Annotated in this window: 20 protein-coding genes; 14 read left to right on the top strand and 6 right to left on the bottom strand. The window is 60.4% G+C overall.

Annotation, left to right across the window (positions count from 1 at the left end):
* The first annotated feature begins 229 nt into the window (after positions 1-229).
* The 4 genes from AC2I9W_RS16205 (at position 230) to AC2I9W_RS16190 (ending at position 4,580) form a co-directional block, all read left to right on the top strand.
* Complete coding sequence (locus AC2I9W_RS16205) at positions 230-814, top strand: cob(I)yrinic acid a,c-diamide adenosyltransferase (protein ID WP_486410954.1); 585 nt, start codon at positions 230-232, stop codon at positions 812-814.
* A 135-nt stretch (positions 815-949) separates the two neighbouring features.
* On the top strand, positions 950-2,152 hold the full coding sequence (locus AC2I9W_RS16200) for a threonine ammonia-lyase (protein WP_486410953.1): 1,203 nt from the start codon (positions 950-952) through the stop codon (positions 2,150-2,152).
* An 89-nt stretch (positions 2,153-2,241) separates the two neighbouring features.
* The gene (locus AC2I9W_RS16195; protein WP_486410952.1) at positions 2,242-2,379 is read left to right on the top strand and encodes a hypothetical protein; all 138 of its coding nucleotides are present in this window, start codon (positions 2,242-2,244) and stop codon (positions 2,377-2,379) included.
* Positions 2,380-2,723: 344 nt separating this feature from the next.
* Entirely contained in the window at positions 2,724-4,580 is a 1,857-nt protein-coding gene (locus AC2I9W_RS16190; protein WP_486410951.1) for a phosphoenolpyruvate carboxykinase (GTP), read from the top strand.
* A gap of 296 nt (positions 4,581-4,876) precedes the next feature.
* Here the strand turns inward: AC2I9W_RS16190 and AC2I9W_RS16185 are convergent, their stop codons facing one another.
* Complete coding sequence (locus AC2I9W_RS16185; protein ID WP_158388549.1) at positions 4,877-5,305, bottom strand: hypothetical protein; 429 nt, start codon at positions 5,303-5,305, stop codon at positions 4,877-4,879.
* Between the two features lie 135 nt (positions 5,306-5,440).
* Here AC2I9W_RS16185 and AC2I9W_RS16180 point away from each other — a divergent pair, with 135 nt between their 5' ends.
* The 3 genes from AC2I9W_RS16180 to AC2I9W_RS16170 are packed head-to-tail and all read left to right on the top strand — an operon-like array spanning position 5,441 to position 7,777.
* Complete coding sequence (locus AC2I9W_RS16180; protein ID WP_486410950.1) at positions 5,441-6,421, top strand: LysR family transcriptional regulator; 981 nt, start codon at positions 5,441-5,443, stop codon at positions 6,419-6,421.
* A gap of 25 nt (positions 6,422-6,446) precedes the next feature.
* Entirely contained in the window at positions 6,447-7,325 is an 879-nt protein-coding gene (locus tag AC2I9W_RS16175) for a metallophosphoesterase (RefSeq protein ID WP_486410949.1), read from the top strand.
* A 29-nt stretch (positions 7,326-7,354) separates the two neighbouring features.
* Positions 7,355-7,777, top strand: a complete 423-nt coding sequence (locus tag AC2I9W_RS16170; protein WP_486410948.1) for a universal stress protein — start codon at positions 7,355-7,357, stop codon at positions 7,775-7,777.
* A 147-nt stretch (positions 7,778-7,924) separates the two neighbouring features.
* Here AC2I9W_RS16170 and AC2I9W_RS16165 read toward each other — a convergent pair whose 3' ends face one another.
* Positions 7,925-8,851 (bottom strand): LysR family transcriptional regulator ArgP, encoded by a 927-nt coding sequence (locus AC2I9W_RS16165; protein WP_486410947.1) that lies wholly within the window; start codon positions 8,849-8,851, stop codon positions 7,925-7,927.
* 54 nt (positions 8,852-8,905) lie between these two features.
* Between AC2I9W_RS16165 and AC2I9W_RS16160 the strand changes: the two genes are divergently transcribed.
* From AC2I9W_RS16160 to gorA, 6 genes are all read left to right on the top strand, one after another.
* Complete coding sequence (locus AC2I9W_RS16160) at positions 8,906-10,282, top strand: D-amino acid dehydrogenase (protein WP_486410946.1); 1,377 nt, start codon at positions 8,906-8,908, stop codon at positions 10,280-10,282.
* Between the two features lie 126 nt (positions 10,283-10,408).
* Positions 10,409-10,900 carry a MarR family transcriptional regulator gene (locus AC2I9W_RS16155; RefSeq protein ID WP_486410945.1) on the top strand — a complete coding sequence of 164 codons (492 nt, stop codon included), beginning with the start codon at positions 10,409-10,411 and terminating at the stop codon, positions 10,898-10,900.
* A gap of 28 nt (positions 10,901-10,928) precedes the next feature.
* Entirely contained in the window at positions 10,929-11,570 is a 642-nt protein-coding gene (locus AC2I9W_RS16150; RefSeq protein ID WP_486410944.1) for a 3'-5' exonuclease, read from the top strand.
* A 197-nt stretch (positions 11,571-11,767) separates the two neighbouring features.
* Positions 11,768-12,292 (top strand): flavin reductase family protein, encoded by a 525-nt coding sequence (locus AC2I9W_RS16145; protein ID WP_486410943.1) that lies wholly within the window; start codon positions 11,768-11,770, stop codon positions 12,290-12,292.
* Positions 12,293-12,438: 146 nt separating this feature from the next.
* Positions 12,439-13,350 (top strand): TauD/TfdA dioxygenase family protein, encoded by a 912-nt coding sequence (locus AC2I9W_RS16140; RefSeq protein WP_486410942.1) that lies wholly within the window; start codon positions 12,439-12,441, stop codon positions 13,348-13,350.
* 90 nt (positions 13,351-13,440) lie between these two features.
* A complete protein-coding gene (gorA, locus tag AC2I9W_RS16135) occupies positions 13,441-14,805 on the top strand; it encodes a glutathione-disulfide reductase (RefSeq protein WP_486410941.1) in 1,365 nt (454 codons plus the stop codon).
* 224 nt (positions 14,806-15,029) lie between these two features.
* Here the strand turns inward: gorA and minE are convergent, their stop codons facing one another.
* The 3 genes from minE to minC are packed head-to-tail and all read right to left on the bottom strand — an operon-like array spanning position 15,030 to position 16,925.
* Positions 15,030-15,305 carry a cell division topological specificity factor MinE gene (gene minE, locus AC2I9W_RS16130; protein WP_486410940.1) on the bottom strand — a complete coding sequence of 92 codons (276 nt, stop codon included), beginning with the start codon at positions 15,303-15,305 and terminating at the stop codon, positions 15,030-15,032.
* Positions 15,306-15,310: 5 nt separating this feature from the next.
* Positions 15,311-16,123: a septum site-determining protein MinD gene (gene minD / locus AC2I9W_RS16125; protein ID WP_486410939.1), complete on the bottom strand. Its 813-nt coding sequence runs from the start codon at positions 16,121-16,123 to the stop codon at positions 15,311-15,313.
* Between the two features lie 55 nt (positions 16,124-16,178).
* A complete protein-coding gene (gene minC, locus AC2I9W_RS16120; protein ID WP_486410938.1) occupies positions 16,179-16,925 on the bottom strand; it encodes a septum site-determining protein MinC in 747 nt (248 codons plus the stop codon).
* A 150-nt stretch (positions 16,926-17,075) separates the two neighbouring features.
* Here minC and AC2I9W_RS16115 point away from each other — a divergent pair, with 150 nt between their 5' ends.
* On the top strand, positions 17,076-17,825 hold the full coding sequence (locus AC2I9W_RS16115) for an enoyl-CoA hydratase/isomerase family protein (protein ID WP_486410937.1): 750 nt from the start codon (positions 17,076-17,078) through the stop codon (positions 17,823-17,825).
* A gap of 21 nt (positions 17,826-17,846) precedes the next feature.
* On the opposite strand, the gene AC2I9W_RS16110 is transcribed toward AC2I9W_RS16115, so the two are convergent.
* On the bottom strand, positions 17,847-19,310 hold the full coding sequence (locus AC2I9W_RS16110) for a diguanylate cyclase (protein ID WP_486410936.1): 1,464 nt from the start codon (positions 19,308-19,310) through the stop codon (positions 17,847-17,849).
* Positions 19,311-19,448 lie beyond the last annotated feature (138 nt).

Genomic DNA, 19,448 nt, shown 5'->3' with positions numbered 1-19,448 from the left:
ATCACCTCAAAGGGCGTGTTGCGCTAGTGGTGCCATAGCTGATGCTTTGCATTTCCATCGCAGCTACTCCATGAAACGAGTGGAAAAGCAGGTTTCAGGCCCGCATTCCAAATCTCATGCTCCTGTCAAGCCGGCACTCTTGCAGCTTGTTGCTTGAGACAACATTTGCCAGCGGTGTGTAAAGCACAATCGTGACCTCGCACTGTTAGACGACCAACAAGGAAGACATATGGGCAACCGCCTCACACAGATCGCCACCCGCACCGGCGATGACGGAACCACCGGCCTGGGTGACAACACCCGCGTTTCTAAAAATAGCGGCCGCCCGCACGCCATGGGCGATGTGGACGAGCTCAATTCGCATATCGGCCTGCTGCTGTGCGAGCCGCTGCCGCAGGATGTACGCGAGTTGCTGATCGACATCCAGCACCAGCTCTTCAACCTGGGCGGTGAGCTGTCCATGCCCGGATATGAGTTGCTCAAAGATGATGCGCTGCTGCAGCTCGATAACGCGCTGGCCCACTACAACGCCGGGTTGCCGCGCCTGCTGGAGTTCATCCTGCCCGCAGGCACGCGTGCGGCATCGCAAGCCCATATCTGCCGCACGGTGGCCCGCCGCGCCGAGCGCAATGTGGTGGCGCTGGAGCAGGCCGAAGCCATGCGAGCCGCACCGCGCCAGTATCTGAATCGCCTGTCCGATCTGTTGTTTGTGCTGTCTCGCGTGCTCAATCGCGTGGATGGCGGCGACGATGTGTACTGGAAGAGCGAACGACTGGCCAAAAGCCAGGCAGAGTCATCCGAGGACAACTCCTGAATAAAGAGCTGCTAGCGCAATGACTATCTTGATTTCAGGTTGGAAAGATCCTGAAATCCTTGACTAGCAAGCGCAATCAGCTCCTTTATTTGAGACACAAAGGCATCACCCCTCGCTGTATTGGAGCGCTTCACCATGCTGAGCTTTGCTGATATCCAAGCCGCCGCCCAACGCCTGAGCGGTGCGGTGCTGCTGACCCCCTGTGTCGAGTCGCGCACGCTTTCGCAGATCACGGGCGCGCAGGTATTTCTCAAGTTCGAGAACCTGCAGTTCACGGCCTCCTTCAAAGAGCGTGGTGCGCTTAACAAGCTGCTCATGCTCAGCGACGAGGAGCGCGCCCACGGCGTGGTGGCGATGAGCGCGGGCAACCATGCGCAAGGCGTGGCCTATCACGCACAGCGCCTGGGTCTGCGCGCCGTCATCGTCATGCCGCGTTTCACGCCCGGCGTGAAGGTGGAGCGCACACGCGGCTTTGGTGCCGAGGTGGTGCTGCATGGCGACACGCTGGCCGAAGCGCGTGCCCACGCCTACCAGCTGGCGCAGGAGCAGCAACTGACTTTCGTCCACCCCTATGACGACGAAGCCATTGCCGCTGGTCAGGGCACGCTGGCGCTGGAGATGCTGCAGGCCCAGCCCGATCTGGATGTGCTGGTCGTGGCCATCGGCGGTGGCGGCCTGATTGCCGGCATTGCCACGGCGGCAAAGGCCATCAAGCCTGGCATTGAAGTGGTCGGTGTGCAGACACAGCGCTTTCCTTCCATGGTCAATGCGTTGCGCCAGACCGATCTGCCCATGGGCACTTCGACGATTGCCGAAGGCATTGCCGTGACCCAGCCCGGCATCATCACGCAGGAGGTGGTCAAGCGCTGTGTGGACGAATTGCTGCTGGTGGATGAGGGCGATATCGAGCAGGCCGTGCTGATGCTGCTGGAGATTGAAAAAACGCTGGTTGAAGGCGCTGGCGCTGCCGGTCTGGCTGCGCTGTTGCGCCACCCGCAGCCGTTCAAGGGCAAAAAGGTGGGACTGGTGCTGTCGGGCGGCAATATCGACCCCATGCTGCTGGCCGCCATCATCGAGCGCGGCATGGTGCGCTCTGGCCGGCTGGCGCGTCTGCGTGTCAGCGCCCGCGACGTGCCCGGCGTGCTGGCCCAGATCACCACCACGGTGGCTGCCGCAGGCGCCAACATCGAAGAGGTTCACCACCAGCGTGCCTTCACCATGCTGGCGGCGCAGAACGTGGAGATCGAGCTGGTGCTGCAAACCCGCAATCAGCCCCATGTGGAGCAGGTGCTGCAGGCGCTGCGTGCAGCGGGCATGCAGGCAGAGCGCATAGGCTGACGCGGCTGGCGGGATTTCCCTGAGCGATGCCCCGGAGCAGGTGCGCCAGAATGCAGGCAACTCTTGTTGTGGAAAGGAGCATTGATCGCATGTCACATGATCCCGTTGTCGAGCACGAGCCGCAGGATGCGGTGGAAGCCGTGGTGCCCTATATCCCGGTCATCATTCCCGCCGCCGGTGCGGTCATGATGTTTCTGCTGGCGTTCATTGCCGTCAACATGGCCTAGCCCCGGTAAGCTTTCATCTCTCCACCCAACCCCGCAATGCGGGGTTTTTTCTTGCCCGAAGAAGCCCATGGAGAATACTGATGTGCATATTTTTATGCTCAAAATGCATACTTTTTGCCTTTGTTTTGCTGACAAATTCAAAGCCCCTACCTAGAATCGGTGTCCCGCTGCCTTTCAAGGTCAGGCTGTTTTGACGGTTGCAGCAGGAGTTCAGGCGTTGACAAGCGCCAGGGAAAGTAAGAGAGACACCTTCGAGCCTTTTTTCAAAGACGCAGATGGATGCATGGCAATGGATGACTGCCTGCTTCTTTGAAAAATTGGTTTTTTAATTGAAGGACTGCCCCATGAACGCCGCTGTGCAAAACCTGAACATTCAGGCTCCAGACTACGTCAAGAATCCCAAGCTCATCGCCTGGGTGGCCGAGATGGCCGCACTGTGCAAGCCTGCCAAGATCCATTGGTGCGATGGCTCGCAAGCCGAATATGACGCGCTGTGCCAGCAACTGGTGGACGCCGGCACCTTCAAGCCCCTGGCCAAGCGCCCCGGTTCCTTCCTGGCCTGGACCGACCCGTCCGACGTGGCCCGTGTCGAAGACCGCACCTACATTTGCTCCGCCAAGAAGGAAGACGCAGGCCCCACCAACAACTGGATGGACCCTGCCGAAATGCGCGCTACGCTGAACCCTCTGTTCGACGGTTGCATGGCTGGCCGCACCATGTACGTGGTGCCTTTCTCCATGGGCCCTCTGGGTTCGCCCATTGCCCACGTGGGTATCGAGCTGTCCGACAGTCCCTATGTGGCCGTCAACATGAAGATCATGACCCGCATGGGCAAGGCCGTGTTTGACGTGATCGGCACCGATGGCGAGTTCGTGCCCTGTGTGCACTCCATTGGCGCGCCTCTGGCCGAAGGCCAAAAAGACGAAACCACCTGGCCTTGCAGCAAGACCAAGTACATCGTTCATTATCCCGAAACCCGTGAAATCTGGTCCTACGGCTCGGGCTACGGCGGCAACGCGCTGCTGGGCAAGAAGTGCTTTGCGCTGCGTATTGCCTCCACCATGGGCCGTGACCAGGGCTGGCTGGCCGAGCACATGCTGATCCTGGGCGTGACCAACCCCGAAGGCAAAAAGTACCACGTGGCAGCGGCCTTCCCCTCGGCTTGCGGCAAGACCAACTTCTCCATGCTGGTGCCGCCCAAGGCCTTCGACGGCTGGAAGGTCACGACCATCGGCGACGACATCGCCTGGATCAAGCCTCAGGCCGACGGCTCGCTGCGCGCCATCAACCCCGAAGCCGGTTACTTCGGCGTGGCTCCCGGCACCAACATGCTCACCAACCCCAACTGCATGCTGAGCCTGGACAAGAACGTGATCTTCACCAACGTGGCGCTGACCGATGACGGCGACGTGTGGTGGGAAGGCATGGAAAAGGACCAGGGCAAGCTGCCCGATCACCTGATCGACTGGCAAGGCAAGGACTGGACACCCCAGATCGCCAAGGAAACCGGTGCCAAGGCCGCTCACCCCAATGCCCGCTTCACCGTGGCTGCCATCAACAACCCCGCGCTGGACGAAGCCTGGGACGATCCCGCTGGCGTGAAGATCGATGCCATCATCTTCGGCGGCCGTCGCTCCACCACCGTGCCTCTGGTGACCGAAGCGCGTGACTGGACCGAAGGCGTGTACATGGCTGCGACCATGGGCTCCGAAACCACCGCCGCTGCCTTTGGCGCGCAAGGTGTGGTGCGTCGCGACCCCTTCGCCATGCTGCCTTTTGCCGGCTACAACATGAGCGACTACTTCCAGCACTGGCTGGATCTGGGCGCCAAGATCGAAGCCCAGGGCGCGACCCTGCCCAAGATCTTCACCACCAACTGGTTCCGCAAGAACGCCGAAGGCAAGTTCGTCTGGCCCGGCTACGGCGAAAACATGCGCGTGCTGAAGTGGATGATCGACCGTCTGGAAGGTCAGGCCCAAGGTCAGGAAACCGCTTTCGGTATTGCTCCCCAGTACGCCGAAATCAACTGGACCGGCCTGGACTTCGATGCCGCCCAGTTCGACAGCGTGACCAATATCGACAAGGCTGCCTGGGCTGAAGAAATGAAGCTGCACGGCGAGCATTTCGACAAGCTGGCCTACAACCTGCCCAAGGCCATGCTGGATACCAAGGCAAAGCTGGAAGAGCGCCTGAGCGCATAAAGCTCCCCCTGAGCCGCTTTGCGGCTTCCCCCTCTCTCTACGCGCTTTGCGCTATGGGAGGGGGACGACACCAGCGCGTCGGGGCGGCCCTTGCGCGGTGTCCCTGACGGAGATTGTGTCCACTAAAAAAGCCCTGCTGATTTTTTCAGCAGGGCTTTTTGTTTGCTTCTATTATTGTAGCTGTAAGCACTTTCTAGATCTGGGCTAGAGACTTGTTTGACTCAAAAATCTATTCCCCCATGCAAAAAGCCGCTGGCCTTGTGGGCAGCGGCTTTTTTTTGGATGGTGCAGGGCGCTTAGCGGCTCTGGCGATCCATGGCGCGGGCCAGATCGGCCATCAGGCGTGCGTCTTGCAAAGCGGCGTTCCAGACGCGCTCGTCGGCAGCGGCTTGCTGGCGGCTCTTGACCCAGGCGCGGTAACCGCTGCGGGCCATGTTCAGGGCGCGGCGTGCGGGGGCGGAGAACAGTGCGACGCTGGCAAAGGCCATCGCCCACAGCACCAGCCAGGCCGCCATCATGTGGCCGTTGTTCCAGGTTTCCGTGGCTTGAAAGATGCCCACAGCCAAAGCGGCCAGCACCACCAGGGCGACGATCCAGCGTGTGCTGGCTTGAGACTTGGCCTGATGCTCGGCAGCCAAGGCGGCCATGCGTTCATCGCTGGCCTGATAAATGCGCACCACACCGGGGTGCTCGACACAGTAGGAGTTGTAAATAAAGTTGCTCATGGCAGTTGACCCTTTGACCCACGCTTTTGGCGAATTGCCCGGGGAGTAGGCATAACTATAGGGATTACCCTAGGTGTGTTCAAATTTATATTTTGAATCTGTAGCATTCACGGCAGTGATGTATTGGGTGATGCCATGTCTTTGAACTTCCGCTCTCTGGATCTCAATCTGCTGCGCGTCTTCGACGAGGTCATGTCCGAGCGCAGCCTGACGCGAGCTGCCCACAAGCTCAATATCACCCAGCCCGCCGTCAGCAATGCCATGCGCCGCTTGCGCGAAGCACTGGGCGATGAGCTGCTGGTGCGCCAGGGACAGGGCGTGGAGCCCACGCCACGTGCCCAGGCGCTGTGGCCGGCGATTCGTGAAGCACTGCAGCAACTTGAAGGCGTGCTGGTCCCTGATGACTTTGATGCGGCCACGGCCGATACCACCTTTGTGATTGCCATGGCCGATGCGACGGCGGCCACGCTGATTCCGCCGCTGTACCCGATTCTTGAACGCGAGGCACCGGGCATAGGGATACGCGTGCTGCCCTTGACCACGCGTGATCCGCGGCCCTTTCTTGACGACGGAGAGGCCGACATGGCCGTGGGCTACTTCCCGGCCGTGCTGGCCGATCTGACGGCGCGTGCACAGGCCGGCGGGCTGGTGGCCTTTGACAGCCGCCGCCTGTATGAGGGGGAATACCTGTGCGTGATGCGCAAGGGCCACCCGCTGGAGCATGTGAAGCTGACCATGGACAACTACTGCGCGGCGCGCCACATGCTGGTCAGTTTTTCGGGGCGCTCGTTCGGCTTTATCGATGAGTCGCTGGCCTCACTGGGGCGCTCGCGTGAAGTGGTGCTCACGGTCAACCAGTTCTTCACGGCTGCGCGGGTGGTCATCAACTCCGATCTGCTGACCATCTTGCCGCGCCACTTTGTGCCAGTTACCGGCATGAGCGAGCAGCTGGTGCTGCGCGAGCTGCCGTTTGACGTTCCTCCGGTGCATGTGGATGCGCTGTGGCGCCGCCGTGGGCCTCATCCACAAGCCTATGACTGGCTGCTCAGAACGCTGACGCGCTCGGCCGAGATCACTTTTGCCAATGGTTTCGCCCAGGTGGCTCAGCATGGCTGAGGGGTACAGCCTCTAAACTAGGCGTATGAAGATTCAGTTGCTGTCCGACCTGCACCTCGAAGTCCATCCCCAGTTTGTGGCCCAGCCGGCTTCGGGGGCTGATGTGCTGGTGCTGGCCGGTGATATTGGCTCCTACCAGAGCAGCACCCAGGTGGCCGGTGAGCACTTCGGGCTGGAGCGCTTTTCGCCGCTGCCCCAGTATGCGAGCTGGCCCACACCGGTGCTGTTCGTCCCCGGCAATCATGAGTACGACATGCAGGACTTTGACGAGGCCCGCCTGCGACTGCAGCGGGTCTGCGACCAGCTGGGCTTGATCTGGCTCGATCGTGAAACCGTGGTCATGGATGGCGTGCGCTTTGTGGGCACCACGCTGTGGAGCGATTTTGATGCCATGGCCATGCATGAAGGCGTGAGCGATGTCACGCGCCTGCATAAGCTGCGCGAGAAGGCGTTTCGGGCGGCCAACTTCTATTTGCGAAAGACGGGCGGAACCCGCCATGGCGAGCCTTTCCTGGCCGAGCCCATGCGTGAAGAAAGTCTGCTGTGCCAGGACTGGCTGAGGAATGCGCTGCAGCAGCCCTTTGACGGGCCCACGGTCGCCGTCACCCACTTTGCCCCCAGCCTGCGCAGCGCTGACCCTCGCTATGGCCTGGTGCCGGGAACGGCCGGTTTCTGCAATGTCATGGATGACTTTTTGCCCCACGCCCAGTTGTGGCTGCACGGCCATTTGCATTGCGCCAGTGATTACATCGCCCGTGGCCAGCGCGAGGACGGTAGCGACTGGCAATGCCGGGTGGTGGCCAATCCGCTTGGCTATGCTCGCAAGGGTGAACAAAAGGATTTTTTGCCAGCTTCGACAATTGACTTGAGCCAAGTCAAGACGCGGCAGGCTGCAAGCGCGTAGTCTTTCACTATCAACAAGGAGATGTTTCCATGAAAATTTTGCTCGCCGTGGACGGCAGTGCCTACACCCAGAAAATGCTGGACTACCTGACCTCGCATCAGGAGATGCTGGGCACGGGCCATGACTACACCATCATCACCGTGCAGCCCACACTGCCTCCCCGTGCACGCGCTGCGCTGGGCAAGGACGTGGTGGAGCAGTACTACGATGAGGAATCCACCAAGATTTTGCAGCCCGTGCAGGAGTTCCTGAAGGCACGTGGCGTGGAAGCGCAAAGCCTTGCCAAGGTCGGCCCCATTGCCGACACCATCATCAAGGAAGCGCAGGACGGCAAGTTCGACCTGATCGGCATGGGCACGCATGGTCACGGCGCGCTGGGCCGCCTGGTCATGGGCTCGGTCAGCTCGCAGGTGCTGGCAGGCTGCACGATTCCGGTGCTGCTGATTCGCTAATAATTTCATAGCTGATGGCGCTGGTGGTTCAAACAATTCAGCCATAAATCAGCTTGAAATCAAGGATAGACGAGCGTCCACAGCTACAAAAAACAAAGTACCTCCGCGTGATATCCCCTCAGGCTGCGCTGCAAAGCGCAGCCTTTTTTATGCAGTGAATCCATCTGTCTGGAGCGACTGCATGGCCTCATCCAGCAAGGCCTGGCTGACGCGTGTCAGCACCTGGGACTGCAGATTCCAGCAATGCCAAAACAGTGCGATGGACAGCGACTGGCCCGTTGCCACATCGACCAGCTCGCCCGCGTCCAGAGCAGGCTGCACCAGCAATTGCGGCAGCACGCCAATGCCCCAGCCGGCCCGCACGGCGCGCACCTGTGCCTCGCAGCTGGGCAGCAGAATCTGGTGCTGCAAAGACACGCTGCGCAGCCCCAGGCAGCGCGCTACAAACTCGGCCTGCATGTCGTCCTTGCGGTTGAAGGAGAGGTAAGGCAGCCGGTTGAAATTCTTGCGTGTCAGGCCTTGGGGCAGCCGCTGCTGCGCAAACTCGCGTGAGGCAACGGCCACATAGCGCATGGCACCCAGAGGCTGTACCGTGCAGCCGCGCATGGGTTGGCTTAGCGTGGTCACGCAGCCCATGACCTGGCCCGAGTGCAGCAGCTCCTGCGTGAAGTCCTGGTCGTCCACCACCACCTCCAGCGGCAGGCCGCTTTTCACCAGCGCATCGAGCGCCGTCATGGCCCAGGTGGCAATGCTGTCGGCATTGATGGCAATCGAGATGATTTCCCCGGCCTGGCTTTGTCCGGTCTGCGGTGCCAGCTCCTGCAGCTCGTGCGCCAGATCGGCCCGCAGCAGACGCAGCTGCTTGGCATGCTTTAGCAGCAAGCGCCCAGCACTGGTGGGCTTGACGGGGCGTGTGCGCTCGACCAGAACGGAGCCCACTTGCGACTCCAGCGCGCGCAGGCGCTGCGACACGGCGGACTGGGTGATATGCAGCTTTTGCGCCGCGCGTTCAAACCCGCCTTCTTCGACGATGGCCGCCAGACATTCCAGTGCAACCGGGTCCCAGTAACTCATAGACAATCAATCTTGAGCTGCATTAGCAGAACTGATGAAACTGCTGAAAATTTAATGATGCTTTTGGTTGTGGGCAAGAGTGCGGACACTGCCTGCATGAACATCATCGTCCTGGGCGCCGGCATCATCGGCATCAGCACCGCCTGGCATCTGCGCGAGCGCGGTCATCAAGTCACCGTGGTTGATCGCCAAAGCGGCCCTGCGCTGGAGACCAGCTATGCCAATGGCGGGCAGATTTCGGTCAGTTATTGCGAGCCCTGGGCCAATCGCCAGGCGCCGTGGAAGGCGCTGAAGTGGATGTTCGACAAAGAGGCTCCACTGCTGTTTCGGCCGCAGCTCAATCCTGCCCAATGGCACTGGTGCCTGCAGTTTCTGGCGCAGTGCAATGACAAGGCCTTTGCCCGCAATGTGCAGCAGATCGTGGCGCTGGGCGCCTACAGTCATGCGGCGCTCAAGGAAATGATCAAGAAGACCGGCATTGAGTTCGAGCGCCTGGAGCGCGGCATTGCCCATTTCTACAGCACCCAGAAAGCCTTTGATGAGGCTGCCGAGGGCGTGGAGCTGATGCGCCAATACGGTGTGCAGCGCCGCCTTGTCAGCCGCGATGAATTGCTGAAAATCGAGCCTGCATTCACGCCTTATGCAGACCATATTGCAGGCGGCACTTTTACCGAGTCCGATGAAAGCGGCGATGCGCGTGTCTTCACCGAAAAGCTGGCGCAGTTGTGCGCAGCTGCTGGTGTGGAATTCCTTTATCAGCACGACATTTTGAGCCTGCAAGCTGCAGCTGCAGGCAAGCCCGCCAGCGTGCAGATTCACGCAAAAAACGGCGGCGCTGCGCGCCGCCTGAGCGCGGATGCGGTGGTGGTCGCCTGCGGCTCCTACACGCCGCTGCTGCTCCAGCCATTGGGAGTGAAGCTGCCCATCTATCCCGGCAAGGGCTATAGCGCGACGCTGGAGCTGCTGCAGCCAGAAAAAGCACCGTTTGTCTCCACCATCGACGACAGCTGCAAGGTCGCCATGAGCCGTCTGGGCAACCAGCTGCGTGTGGCGGGAACGATTGAGCTGGGAGGCTTTGACATGCGGCTGGACACGCCTACGGCCAGAGCCCGCTGCGAAATGCTGGTCAGGCGCGTGGAAGCGCTGATGCCTGGCGTCTGCGACACCCGCTTGCCTGAAGAGGGAGGTGATCCGCAATTCTGGTGTGGCCTGCGCCCTGCGACGCCGACGAATATTCCCTGCATCGGTGCCACCCAGGCCGCAGGCATCTGGGTCAATGCCGGCCATGGCACGCTGGGCTGGACGCATGGTGCGGGCTCGGGTAAGGCGATGGCGGCACTGATGAGTGGTGAACGCCCGGCACTGGACTTCGGCTTCTGGGGACAGTCAGAGCTGCGCGGCCTGAGCGGCTCGCTGGCCGCTACGGGCTGACGCCTTTGCGACGTCCGGAGGTCAGCGTGGAGCACGCGTGCGTCTGCGCTTGGAGTTTTGCGAAGATTGCCTGTATTGTTGAGCCGGGCTCTCACTACAATGCCGGCCAGCTTACCGATCACGACCATGACCCAGCCTGATCCCACACCTGCTGCCCCTGCTTCGCGCAGCTTTGCGCGCTCTTTGCCACTGGCCTTGCTCAAGGCCAGGGAGGCCGTCACCTCGCGCTTCAGGCCGACTTTGCGCGAGCATGGTTTGACCGAGCAGCAGTGGCGTGTGCTGCGCACCATGTGGATGTCGGAAAAACGGTTGCGGCCCATGGAGCTGTCGCAGCTGACCTTTATCAGCATGCCCAGCCTTTCGCGCCTGCTCAAGACGCTGGAGGGGCGACAGCTCATCAAGCGTGGCCGGCATGTCGGCGACTTGCGCGGCTCGGAGTTTGCGCTGATGCCCGCTGGCGCCGAGATCGTGGAGCGCATCGTGCCGCTTTTCGAGAACATTTATGTAGAGGTAGAGAACCAGCTGGGCAGTGCCGAGAGCGAGCAGCTGTTTCGCATACTCGAGCATGTGGTGCAAAGCCTGGGCCTGCCCGGTGAGGATGATCTGTGCTCGGATTGAGGCGAGAGATGCACGGCACAATGCAGCCATGAGTTCTGCGATTGCTGTCATCGACTTTGAAACCACGGGCATGTCGCCAGGTCAGGGCGCTCGGGCCACCGAAGTGGCCATCGTGATGCTGGAGCAGGGGCGCGTGGTCGATCGCTTCCAGAGCTTGATGCAGACCGGTGCCTGGGTCTCGCCCTTTATCACCGAGCTGACGGGTATCACCAACGAGATGCTGCGCACGGCCCCTGCGGCCGCAGAGGTCATGCGCGAGGCGGCGCGTTTTGTGGGGGATACACCCATGGTGGCGCACAACGCATCATTCGACAGCAAGTTCTGGCAGGCCGAGCTGGCGCTGGCGGGAGAAGCCGCGACGCAGGCGTTTGCCTGCACCGTGCTGCTGTCACGGCGCATTTATCCGCAGGCGCCCAGCCACAGCCTGGGCAATCTGGCGCGCTATCTGCAGCTGCCCTCCACAGGTCGAGCCCACCGCGCCATGGTGGATGCCGAGATGACGGCGGCCCTGCTAGCCCGTATGCAGCAGGACCTGTGCGCCCGACATGCCTTGCCCTGGCCCGACCATGAGCTGCTGATGCAATTGCAGCGTTGCAGCAAGGCCAAAGCCGGCAGCTGGTTGACCCAGAGGAGCAGAGAAAGCTTGCTGGCAGCAAAGCGTGAGTTTTGAGGCTTTCAGCTCTTCATCCATTAGCAGGCAAGCAGTTATAGCTATCAAAAAATGATGACAACGTGACGACTAATCCCTTACGAAGTGTGACTCGAGAGGTTCAAGTTGATAATCGGCCCAACCCTGCAGCTGCTGACAGTCTGCTGAACTTCAATCGCAGTGCACCGTTGAGGTCGCTGTCTTTAGCGCCGAATTTCGTGAACTCTGCCTTGCCTTCCTCCGTCTTGCGTTCTGCCGTGCCTTTCTCGCAGCGCGAATTTCGCGATGCGCTGGGCCAGTTCGCCACGGGCGTGACCATCATCACGGCGCGCAGTGCAGAGGGCCATCCGGTGGGCACCACGGTCAGCTCCTTCAATGCTCTTTCTCTGTCTCCAGCCCTGGTGCTCTGGAGCCTGAACTTGCACGCCAACTCGCTGCCAGTTTTCCGCCATTGCACGCATTACGCCATCCATGTGCTGGCCGCCTCGCAAAAGCCGCTGGCCGAGCTGTTTGCACGCAAGGGCGCGGATCGCTTCAGCCACACAGCGCATCACAACTCCAAGCATGGAGTGCCTTTGCTGGAAGGCTGTGCAGCGGTTTTTGAATGTCGCCACCGCAACCTGCATGAAGAAGGCGATCACCTGCTCTTCATCGCGGAAGTGGAGCGCTGCGAACATCATCTGGACCGCGCCCCTTTGCTCTACCACGCAGGGCATATGCACACCCACGGCTTTCAGAAATAAGAGCGCTCAGAGAGCACCGCTGAAGCCTGACTGGTAGCCCTACCTAGTCGGCTTGAACGATACCGATCCCCTGTACCCGGCCTAGATTGACCGGCAGACCTGCATGATCAGGTCTGCGGACAAATTCCATGTTTTGGAGGCCCAACATGATCGAGTGCGAAGACGTGGCGGTACACACCCATGCCAGAGTGGGTGTGGAGAGCAAGACCGGGATTGAACTCAGGCGCATCACACCTGCCATAGGCGTGGAGGTTTCGGGTCTGGACTTGCGCCAGCCCCTGAGCGAGCAGCAGGCCGGGGAGCTGCGCCAGGCGCTGGTGGCACACAAGGTGCTTGTATTCAGGGACCAGAACATCACCGCAGCCCAGCATGTGGCGTTTGCGCGCAGCTTCGGGGATCTGGAGCTGCATCCTGTGCTTCCGCCACATCCTGAGCACCCGGAGCTGGTGCTGCTGGGTGGCAACAGCAAGATGCCGGGTACCGAGAACGTCTATCACACCGATGTCTCCTGGCGCGAGACGCCCTCCATGGCCTCGGTGCTGCGCTGTGTGGAATGCCCGGAAGTGGGCGGTGACACGGTCTGGGTCAACATGGAGCTGGCCTACGAAAAACTGCCTGAGGCCCGCAAGCAGCAGATTGCCAAGCTGTTTGCCGTGCATGACATCCTGCCGTCTTTCGGTGCCCGCATGACACCACAGGAGCAAGCCCAGGCCCGCACCAAATATCCGCCAGTGGTGCATCCGGTGGTGCGAACCCATCCCGAAAGTGGCAAAAAAATCCTGTACGTGAACGAGACCTTCGTCACGCATTTCTCCAACTTCACTTCCGACTATTCAGGCTTTCGTTCGGCCAACGAAATCCATGCCCAGCAGCAAGACCTGATGGAGTATCTGCTGCGCCAGCCCGGCATTCTGGAGTACCAGATGCGCCTGCACTGGCAGCCCAACACCATCGCCATGTGGGACAACCGCTCTACCCAGCACTATGCGGTTCAGGACTATTTCCCTGCCGTGCGCCGCATGCACCGTGCCACGGTCATTGGTGACAAACCGTTTTAACGCGGTGTTAAGCCCGCTGCGGCAGTCTTGTCTTGTAGAGTGCAAAGCAAAGAGCTTCAGTCTTGAAGCTCCCAACCAGCGAGACAAAACATGCAGCAACAGGACTTTGATTACGACTTTCTGGTCATCGGTGGCGGCTCGGGCGGTGTGCGTGCCAGTCGTCTGGCGGCCAGTCTGGGCGCCCGCGTGGCGGTGGTAGAGGCGGCCCAGTTAGGTGGCACCTGCGTCAACGTGGGCTGTATTCCCAAAAAGCTGCTCAGTCACGCCGCGCACTTCAGCCAGCAGGCCGAGGAAGCCAAAGGCTATGGCTGGCAACTGGACAAGCCGCAGTTTGACTGGGCCACGCTGATTGCCAACAAGGATCGTGAAATCACACGCCTGAATGGCGTGTATGACCGCATGCTGGCTGGGGCCGGGGTGACGGTCATCCACGGCCATGCCTCGCTTTCAGGGCCGCATGAAGTGCAGGTGAATGGTCAGAGCATTCAGGCGCGACACATTCTGATTGCCACGGGGGGGACGCCCCGTCTGCCCGATATTCCAGGCATCGAGCATGCCATCAGCTCCAACGAAGCCTTCCACCTGGCGCAGTTGCCCAAGCGTGTGGTGGTGGTGGGCGGCGGCTATATCGCGGTGGAGTTTGCCTCCATCTTCAACGGCCTGGGAGCCCAGACCACCTTGCTCCACCGCCGCCAGCAGTTGCTGCGCGGATTTGACGCCGACCTGGGTCTGCATCTGGTGCAGGAAATGGCACAGCTGGGCGTCAGCTTCCGGTGGAATGAGGAAATCCTGTCCATTGACAAGCAGACCGACGGCCTGCATTTGCAGCTGCAGGGCGGCGAGCAACTGGTGGTGGACTGCGTGATGTATGCCACAGGGCGGGTGCCGCTGCTCGAAGGCTTGGGGCTGGATGCGGCTGGCGTGAAAGTCAATGCCAAAGGGGCTATCGAAGTGGACGCCAAATTCACCACCAATGTGCCGTCGATTCACGCCGTAGGCGATGTGGTGGACCGCATGGCACTGACCCCAGTGGCGCTGGCGGAGGGAACAGTCGTCGCCCATCATCTGTTTGGTCAGGGCGGCAAGAGCGCGCCTGACTATGAGCTGGTGCCCACGGCGGTGTTCTCGCACCCGCAGGTGGGTACGGTGGGTGTGTCTGAAGAGATGGCTCGTGAGCGCTTTGGTGCGGTGCAGATCTTTGAATCCCGCTTCCGGCCGCTGAGCAATCGCATGGGCGCAGAACCTGAGAACATCTTCCTCAAGCTCATCGTCTCCAAGGCTGACCAGCGCGTGCGAGGTGTGCACATGGTGGGTGAAGGCGCGGGTGAGCTGATGCAAGGCTTTGCCGTGGCACTCCAATGCGGCGCGACCAAGCAGCAGTTTGACGCGACCATCGGCATTCATCCCACGGTGGCCGAAGAGCTGGTCACCATGCGTGAGCCGGTGCGGGAATAAGCCATGGCAGTCCGACCACCCAAACGGATGTGTATATAAAAAAATGGGCCTTTTCAGGCCCATTCCTTTATCCAACAAGCGCAAGCAGCTATGAATATATGAGTCGCTTCGCGAGCGTCTACCGCCCGCATGGCCTGATTCAGTGACAGCGAGCAAAGGCCGTCCTGCAGCGAGGCTGTCGTCCCCCTCCCGCGTAGCGAGAGAGGGGGAAGGCGCGAAGCGCCTCAGGGGGTGGTAATCCGTGCCTCCGGCAGCTCGATCTTCACTTCCAGCACTTCAAGATTCTCCTGGCGCTCCAGCTGTACCTTGATGTCATTGGGGTTGATGTCCACATACTTTGAAATAACGGCCATCAGCTCTTTTTGCAGAGCCGGCAGATAGTCGGGCTTGCTGCTTTCGCCGCCGCCCACACGTTCGCGCGCAAGAATGATCTGCAGTCGCTCCTTGGCGACCGAGGCGGACTTCTTCTTCTCACCGAGCAGAAACGACAACATGGACATCAGGCTTACCTCCCACCAAACATGCGCTTGAAGAAGCCGGGTTTGACGGCTTCGGTAAAGCGCATTGGCTTTTCTTCGCCCAGAAAGCGGGCAATGACATCTTGATAAGCCTCGGCAACATCAGAACCCTGCATGTGCACGGCAGGAATACCCTGGTTCGAGGCCTGCAGCACGGTTTCCGATTCAGGAATCACGCCGATCAGCTCTATGCGCAGAATGTCCTGTATGTCTTCCAGCGACAGCATCTGGCCGTCTTCCACGCGGTGAGGGTTGTAGCGCGTGATCAGCAGGTGTTCCTTGATGCGCTCGCCCTTGGTGGCGCGGTCGGTCTTGGAGCTGAGCATGCCCAGAATGCGGTCTGAGTCGCGCACGGACGAGACTTCAGGGTTGGTCACCACCAACGCCTCGTCGGCGTAGTGCATGGCCAGCAGCGCACCGCTTTCAATGCCGGCGGGGGAGTCGCAGATGATGTACTCGAAGTCCATGGCGGACAGATCGTCCAGCACTTTTTTCACGCCTTCCTGCGTGAGGGCTTCCTTGTCACGGGTTTGCGATGCGGCCAGGATGAACAGGTTGTCGCACTGCTTGTCCTTGATCAGGGCTTGATTCAGATTGGCTTCGCCCTGTATGACATTAATGAGGTCATAGACCACGCGGCGCTCGCAGCCCATGATCAGATCCAGGTTGCGCAGACCCACGTCAAAGTCGATCACGGCGGTCTTGTGGCCGCGCAGAGCGAGGCCCGATGCGAAGCTGGCGCTGGTTGTGGTCTTTCCGACTCCGCCCTTGCCAGAGGTCACGACGACGATTTTGGCCATGTTTGCACGATTCCTTAAAGACAAATGGAGCTGGTTGATAGGCGACCGGCTTTGTTCATACCGGCTCGATGATGATTTTTTCTCCATCCAGACGCACCTTGGCAGGCTTGCCGGCGACGTCTTTGGGGAGATCGGTTTCAATTGTGCGGTAGATACCTGCAATGGAGAGCAGTTGTGGCTCCATGCAAGTGCTAAAAATTCTTGCGCTGGTGTTGCCACTAGCCCCCGCCACCGCACGACCTCGCAGCGGTGCATAGACGTGGACGTTGCCGTCGGCAATCACTTCTGCGCCATAGCTGACCATGTCCAGAACCACAAGGTCCGTGCCTTTGGCATAGACGCGTTGGCCCGAACGCAGAGGGCGATCCACGATCACGGCATCGGCCAGCGGTGCAGGTACTTCGACCTCATGCACGACTTCGACTTCGCGGATGATCTCGTGAATCTCCGGCTCTGCACGACGTGCGGGCATGGCATCGGGGGCAGCGCTCAGGCCCAAAGCCTTGGCGGCCTCCATCTGGGCATCGTTGCCGCCACGCACGGCCACAGGCACGGTGTGATGGGTGCGCAAAGCCTCAAGTAGTGCGGGAAAGTCGATGTCCTGCGCGCTATCGCAGACGTGGCTGAGGTCGATGAGAACGGGGTCGTTGTCGAAAAAATCCGGGTCATCGGCCAGACGGCGGGCCAGATCCTGGGCCAGCGCCTGCATGTCGGTGCTGCGAAGCACGACGGAAAGCACTGGCAGTTGCGCGCTTTTGAGGTCAAAGCTGGGGCGCTCGGCGCCGGTCGATTCAACAGACATGGGATGGGGGCAGCGCACGCAAGGTGCTCTATGAGGACGCCAAAGTGTACCTGTGTACTGGCAAAAGATATGGTCACTGAGTGTTTGCACTGCAACACTTGATGCGACTACGGGCCATCTTTGCGGCTCGACATGGATGAAAATACAGGCATGTCTCCAGAGCTTTTGATCCAGGGAGCCCGCGCCAGCATTACCTTGCGCCGCCCCGAAGTTGCCAACAAACTGCTGCCCGAAGATTTGAGCGTGTTGCGCCGCCATCTTGATGAGGTCAATGCCAACCCGGCTGTGCTGGTGCTGACGCTGCAGGCGGTGGGCAAGCATTTTTGCAGCGGCTATGACATTGGCGAGATTGCCAACAGCCAGAACAAGGGCAGCTCCTTCGGTGAAATGGTGGATGCTATTGAGACCTGCCGCCCGGTGACGATTGCCGCCATTCAAGGCGGCGTGTTTGGTGGCGCCACGGACATGGCCTTGGCCTGTGACTTCCGGGTGGGCGGCTCCCATAGCCAGATGTTCATGCCTGCGGCGCGGTTGGGTCTGCACTTCTATGCCTCGGGCATGGAGCGTTACGTCACCCGTCTGGGTGTGGATACGGCCAAGCGTCTGTTTTTGACCTGTGAAAAGCTTCAGGCTCAGGCCATGAAGGACTGCGGCTTCTTGACCGATCTGGTCGATGGCGCAGATATCAGCGAGCGGGTGGCGCAGTTGCAGACCACGCTGGCGGGCATGGCACCGCTGGCTTTGCTGGGCATGAAAAAGCAGCTCAATGCCATTGCCCGCGGCGTGCAGGACAAGGCCAGCATCGATGCCGCCGTGCAGGCCACCATTGAATCGGCTGACCTGCAAGAGGGCGGGGCTGCCTGGCGCGAGAAGCGCCTGCCGCAATTCATCGGTCGCTAGGCTGCAGGCTTTTAGCCGGTCTTAGAGCGTGCTGGCGAGTTCGCGAGCATGGGTGCGCAAGGTGGTGTTTTGCACACAGTTGCCTCCCAGGCTTTTAGCGAGGTAGAGCTGGGCATCTGCCTGCTCCAGCAGTTCTTGCGCGGTGGCCTGCCCTGATTCGCGGGTGGCCACGCCTAGGCTGATGGTGAGCAAGCCCGTTGCGGTCTGTGCATTGGGCAGCGCAAGTCTGGCGACGGCTGCGCGAATCTGCTCGGCCAATGCCTGCGCGCTTTGCTCGCCCGTGTCGGGCAGCAGGCAGGCAAACTCTTCACCGCCATAGCGTGCGGCCAGATCGGTGGCTCTTGTGGCGGTCTGCGTCAGCACCAGGGCCACGGCCCGCAGATACTCATCGCCAGTAGCGTGGCCGTAGTGATCATTGACGGCCTTGAAGTGATCCAGGTCCGCCATGATCACGCTCAGCGGCAGCCCCGTGCGCTGACTGCGCGCATGCTCGTGCTGCAGAATCTGGTCAAACGCCCGCCGGTTGGCAAGATCGGTCAGCCCGTCGGACAGACTCAAACGCTCCAGTTTCTCGTTCGCACTCGCCAGAGCCTGTGCTTGAGACTGTATCTCCTGATTGTGCCTGGCCAGCAGTCTGGCCACGCGCCGGTAGTGCCAGAGACCCAGGCCCAGTATCAGCACCAGCGCAGCAATGCCAAGACTGGTCAGCTGCCACAACTGGCGCTGGTTGCGCTGCTGGACATAGCGCTCTATGAACTGGCGCTCTCCCTCTTCATGCTTGGCGGTGGAGTGCGAAGTGTCGATGGCAGCCAGATAGCGGTCAAACACCTGTGCGATTTGCCGGCTCTGGGGCGAGGGGCTGAAATAAAAGCGGTACTCCCGTGGGTCATCGGTCAGGGTGTTGATGACTTCCAGGTCGAAGTAGTCGTGGATGTAGCGTTTCTCTTCAAAGATTCCCTTGCTGAACACTGCCGCATCAATCTGGCCTTGCTGCAATGCCTGGAACAGGCCTTCGCTGCTGGCTTGGTCAAAGCGCTGCAGTTGCTCTGCGGGAACAATGCCTTGTAGTTTGCCGTCCAGGGCCACGCCTTTGACAACGCCGACCCGGTATGCGGCCAGGTCGTTGATGCTGCGTATGGACAGCTTTTGTCCTTTGCGGGCAATGATGGCGTAGTAGCTCTCGTAGTAGGGCAGGGTGAAGTGGCCGAGCCTGGCTCTATCGGTTGTCAGGCTCAGCGGCATGAATGCGTCAGCGCTGCCGTTTTGTACTTGCTGGATCTTGTGGCTGGTTGTCTGCTCGCGCCCTGGCTCGATCTGGTAGCGAAGCCCCAGCTGATGGGTGATGAAGCACCATACATCGACGCCAACCCCGCCATAGCTCTGGCTGTCTTTGTCATAGCGGGACATGGGTGGCGCATCGACTGCCAGCACGCGCAACGGAGCCATGGCCTGAATGGCTTTTCGCTCCTGCTCGCTGATTGCCACGGGACGGACTAGACGAATATTCTGTGCACCCTCACAGGTCTGGGCATTTCCCCAGCTTGCACAGCAATACAGCAAACATCCCAGACTGCGCGCAAGCGCCTTCAATCCACACCTCATGAACTCTTTGTCAGCTTCTAT

It is taken from the genome of Comamonas sp. FUJ_7 (assembly GCF_057369555.1).
This window is presented reverse-complemented; position numbering and strand designations above follow the sequence as displayed.

Bases quoted from the DNA above. Each gene is read 5' to 3' on its own strand.
- minC (WP_486410938.1), bottom strand. From the start codon at position 16,925: ATGTCTGTTGAATCGACCGGCGCCGAGCGCCCCAGCTTTGACCTCAAA.
- AC2I9W_RS16165 (WP_486410947.1), bottom strand. From the start codon at position 8,851: ATGAGTTACTGGGACCCGGTTGCACTGGAATGTCTGGCGGCCATCGTC.
- AC2I9W_RS16140 (WP_486410942.1), top strand. From the start codon at position 12,439: ATGATCGAGTGCGAAGACGTGGCGGTACACACCCATGCCAGAGTGGGT.
- AC2I9W_RS16195 (WP_486410952.1), top strand. From the start codon at position 2,242: ATGTCACATGATCCCGTTGTCGAGCACGAGCCGCAGGATGCGGTGGAA.
- AC2I9W_RS16180 (WP_486410950.1), top strand. From the start codon at position 5,441: ATGTCTTTGAACTTCCGCTCTCTGGATCTCAATCTGCTGCGCGTCTTC.
- AC2I9W_RS16170 (WP_486410948.1), top strand. From the start codon at position 7,355: ATGAAAATTTTGCTCGCCGTGGACGGCAGTGCCTACACCCAGAAAATG.
- AC2I9W_RS16200 (WP_486410953.1), top strand. From the start codon at position 950: ATGCTGAGCTTTGCTGATATCCAAGCCGCCGCCCAACGCCTGAGCGGT.
- AC2I9W_RS16185 (WP_158388549.1), bottom strand. From the start codon at position 5,305: ATGAGCAACTTTATTTACAACTCCTACTGTGTCGAGCACCCCGGTGTG.
- minE (WP_486410940.1), bottom strand. From the start codon at position 15,305: ATGTCCATGTTGTCGTTTCTGCTCGGTGAGAAGAAGAAGTCCGCCTCG.
- gorA (WP_486410941.1), top strand. From the start codon at position 13,441: ATGCAGCAACAGGACTTTGATTACGACTTTCTGGTCATCGGTGGCGGC.
- AC2I9W_RS16155 (WP_486410945.1), top strand. From the start codon at position 10,409: ATGACCCAGCCTGATCCCACACCTGCTGCCCCTGCTTCGCGCAGCTTT.
- AC2I9W_RS16160 (WP_486410946.1), top strand. From the start codon at position 8,906: ATGATGCTTTTGGTTGTGGGCAAGAGTGCGGACACTGCCTGCATGAAC.
- AC2I9W_RS16115 (WP_486410937.1), top strand. From the start codon at position 17,076: ATGTCTCCAGAGCTTTTGATCCAGGGAGCCCGCGCCAGCATTACCTTG.
- AC2I9W_RS16205 (WP_486410954.1), top strand. From the start codon at position 230: ATGGGCAACCGCCTCACACAGATCGCCACCCGCACCGGCGATGACGGA.
- AC2I9W_RS16150 (WP_486410944.1), top strand. From the start codon at position 10,929: ATGAGTTCTGCGATTGCTGTCATCGACTTTGAAACCACGGGCATGTCG.
- AC2I9W_RS16190 (WP_486410951.1), top strand. From the start codon at position 2,724: ATGAACGCCGCTGTGCAAAACCTGAACATTCAGGCTCCAGACTACGTC.
- minD (WP_486410939.1), bottom strand. From the start codon at position 16,123: ATGGCCAAAATCGTCGTCGTGACCTCTGGCAAGGGCGGAGTCGGAAAG.
- AC2I9W_RS16175 (WP_486410949.1), top strand. From the start codon at position 6,447: ATGAAGATTCAGTTGCTGTCCGACCTGCACCTCGAAGTCCATCCCCAG.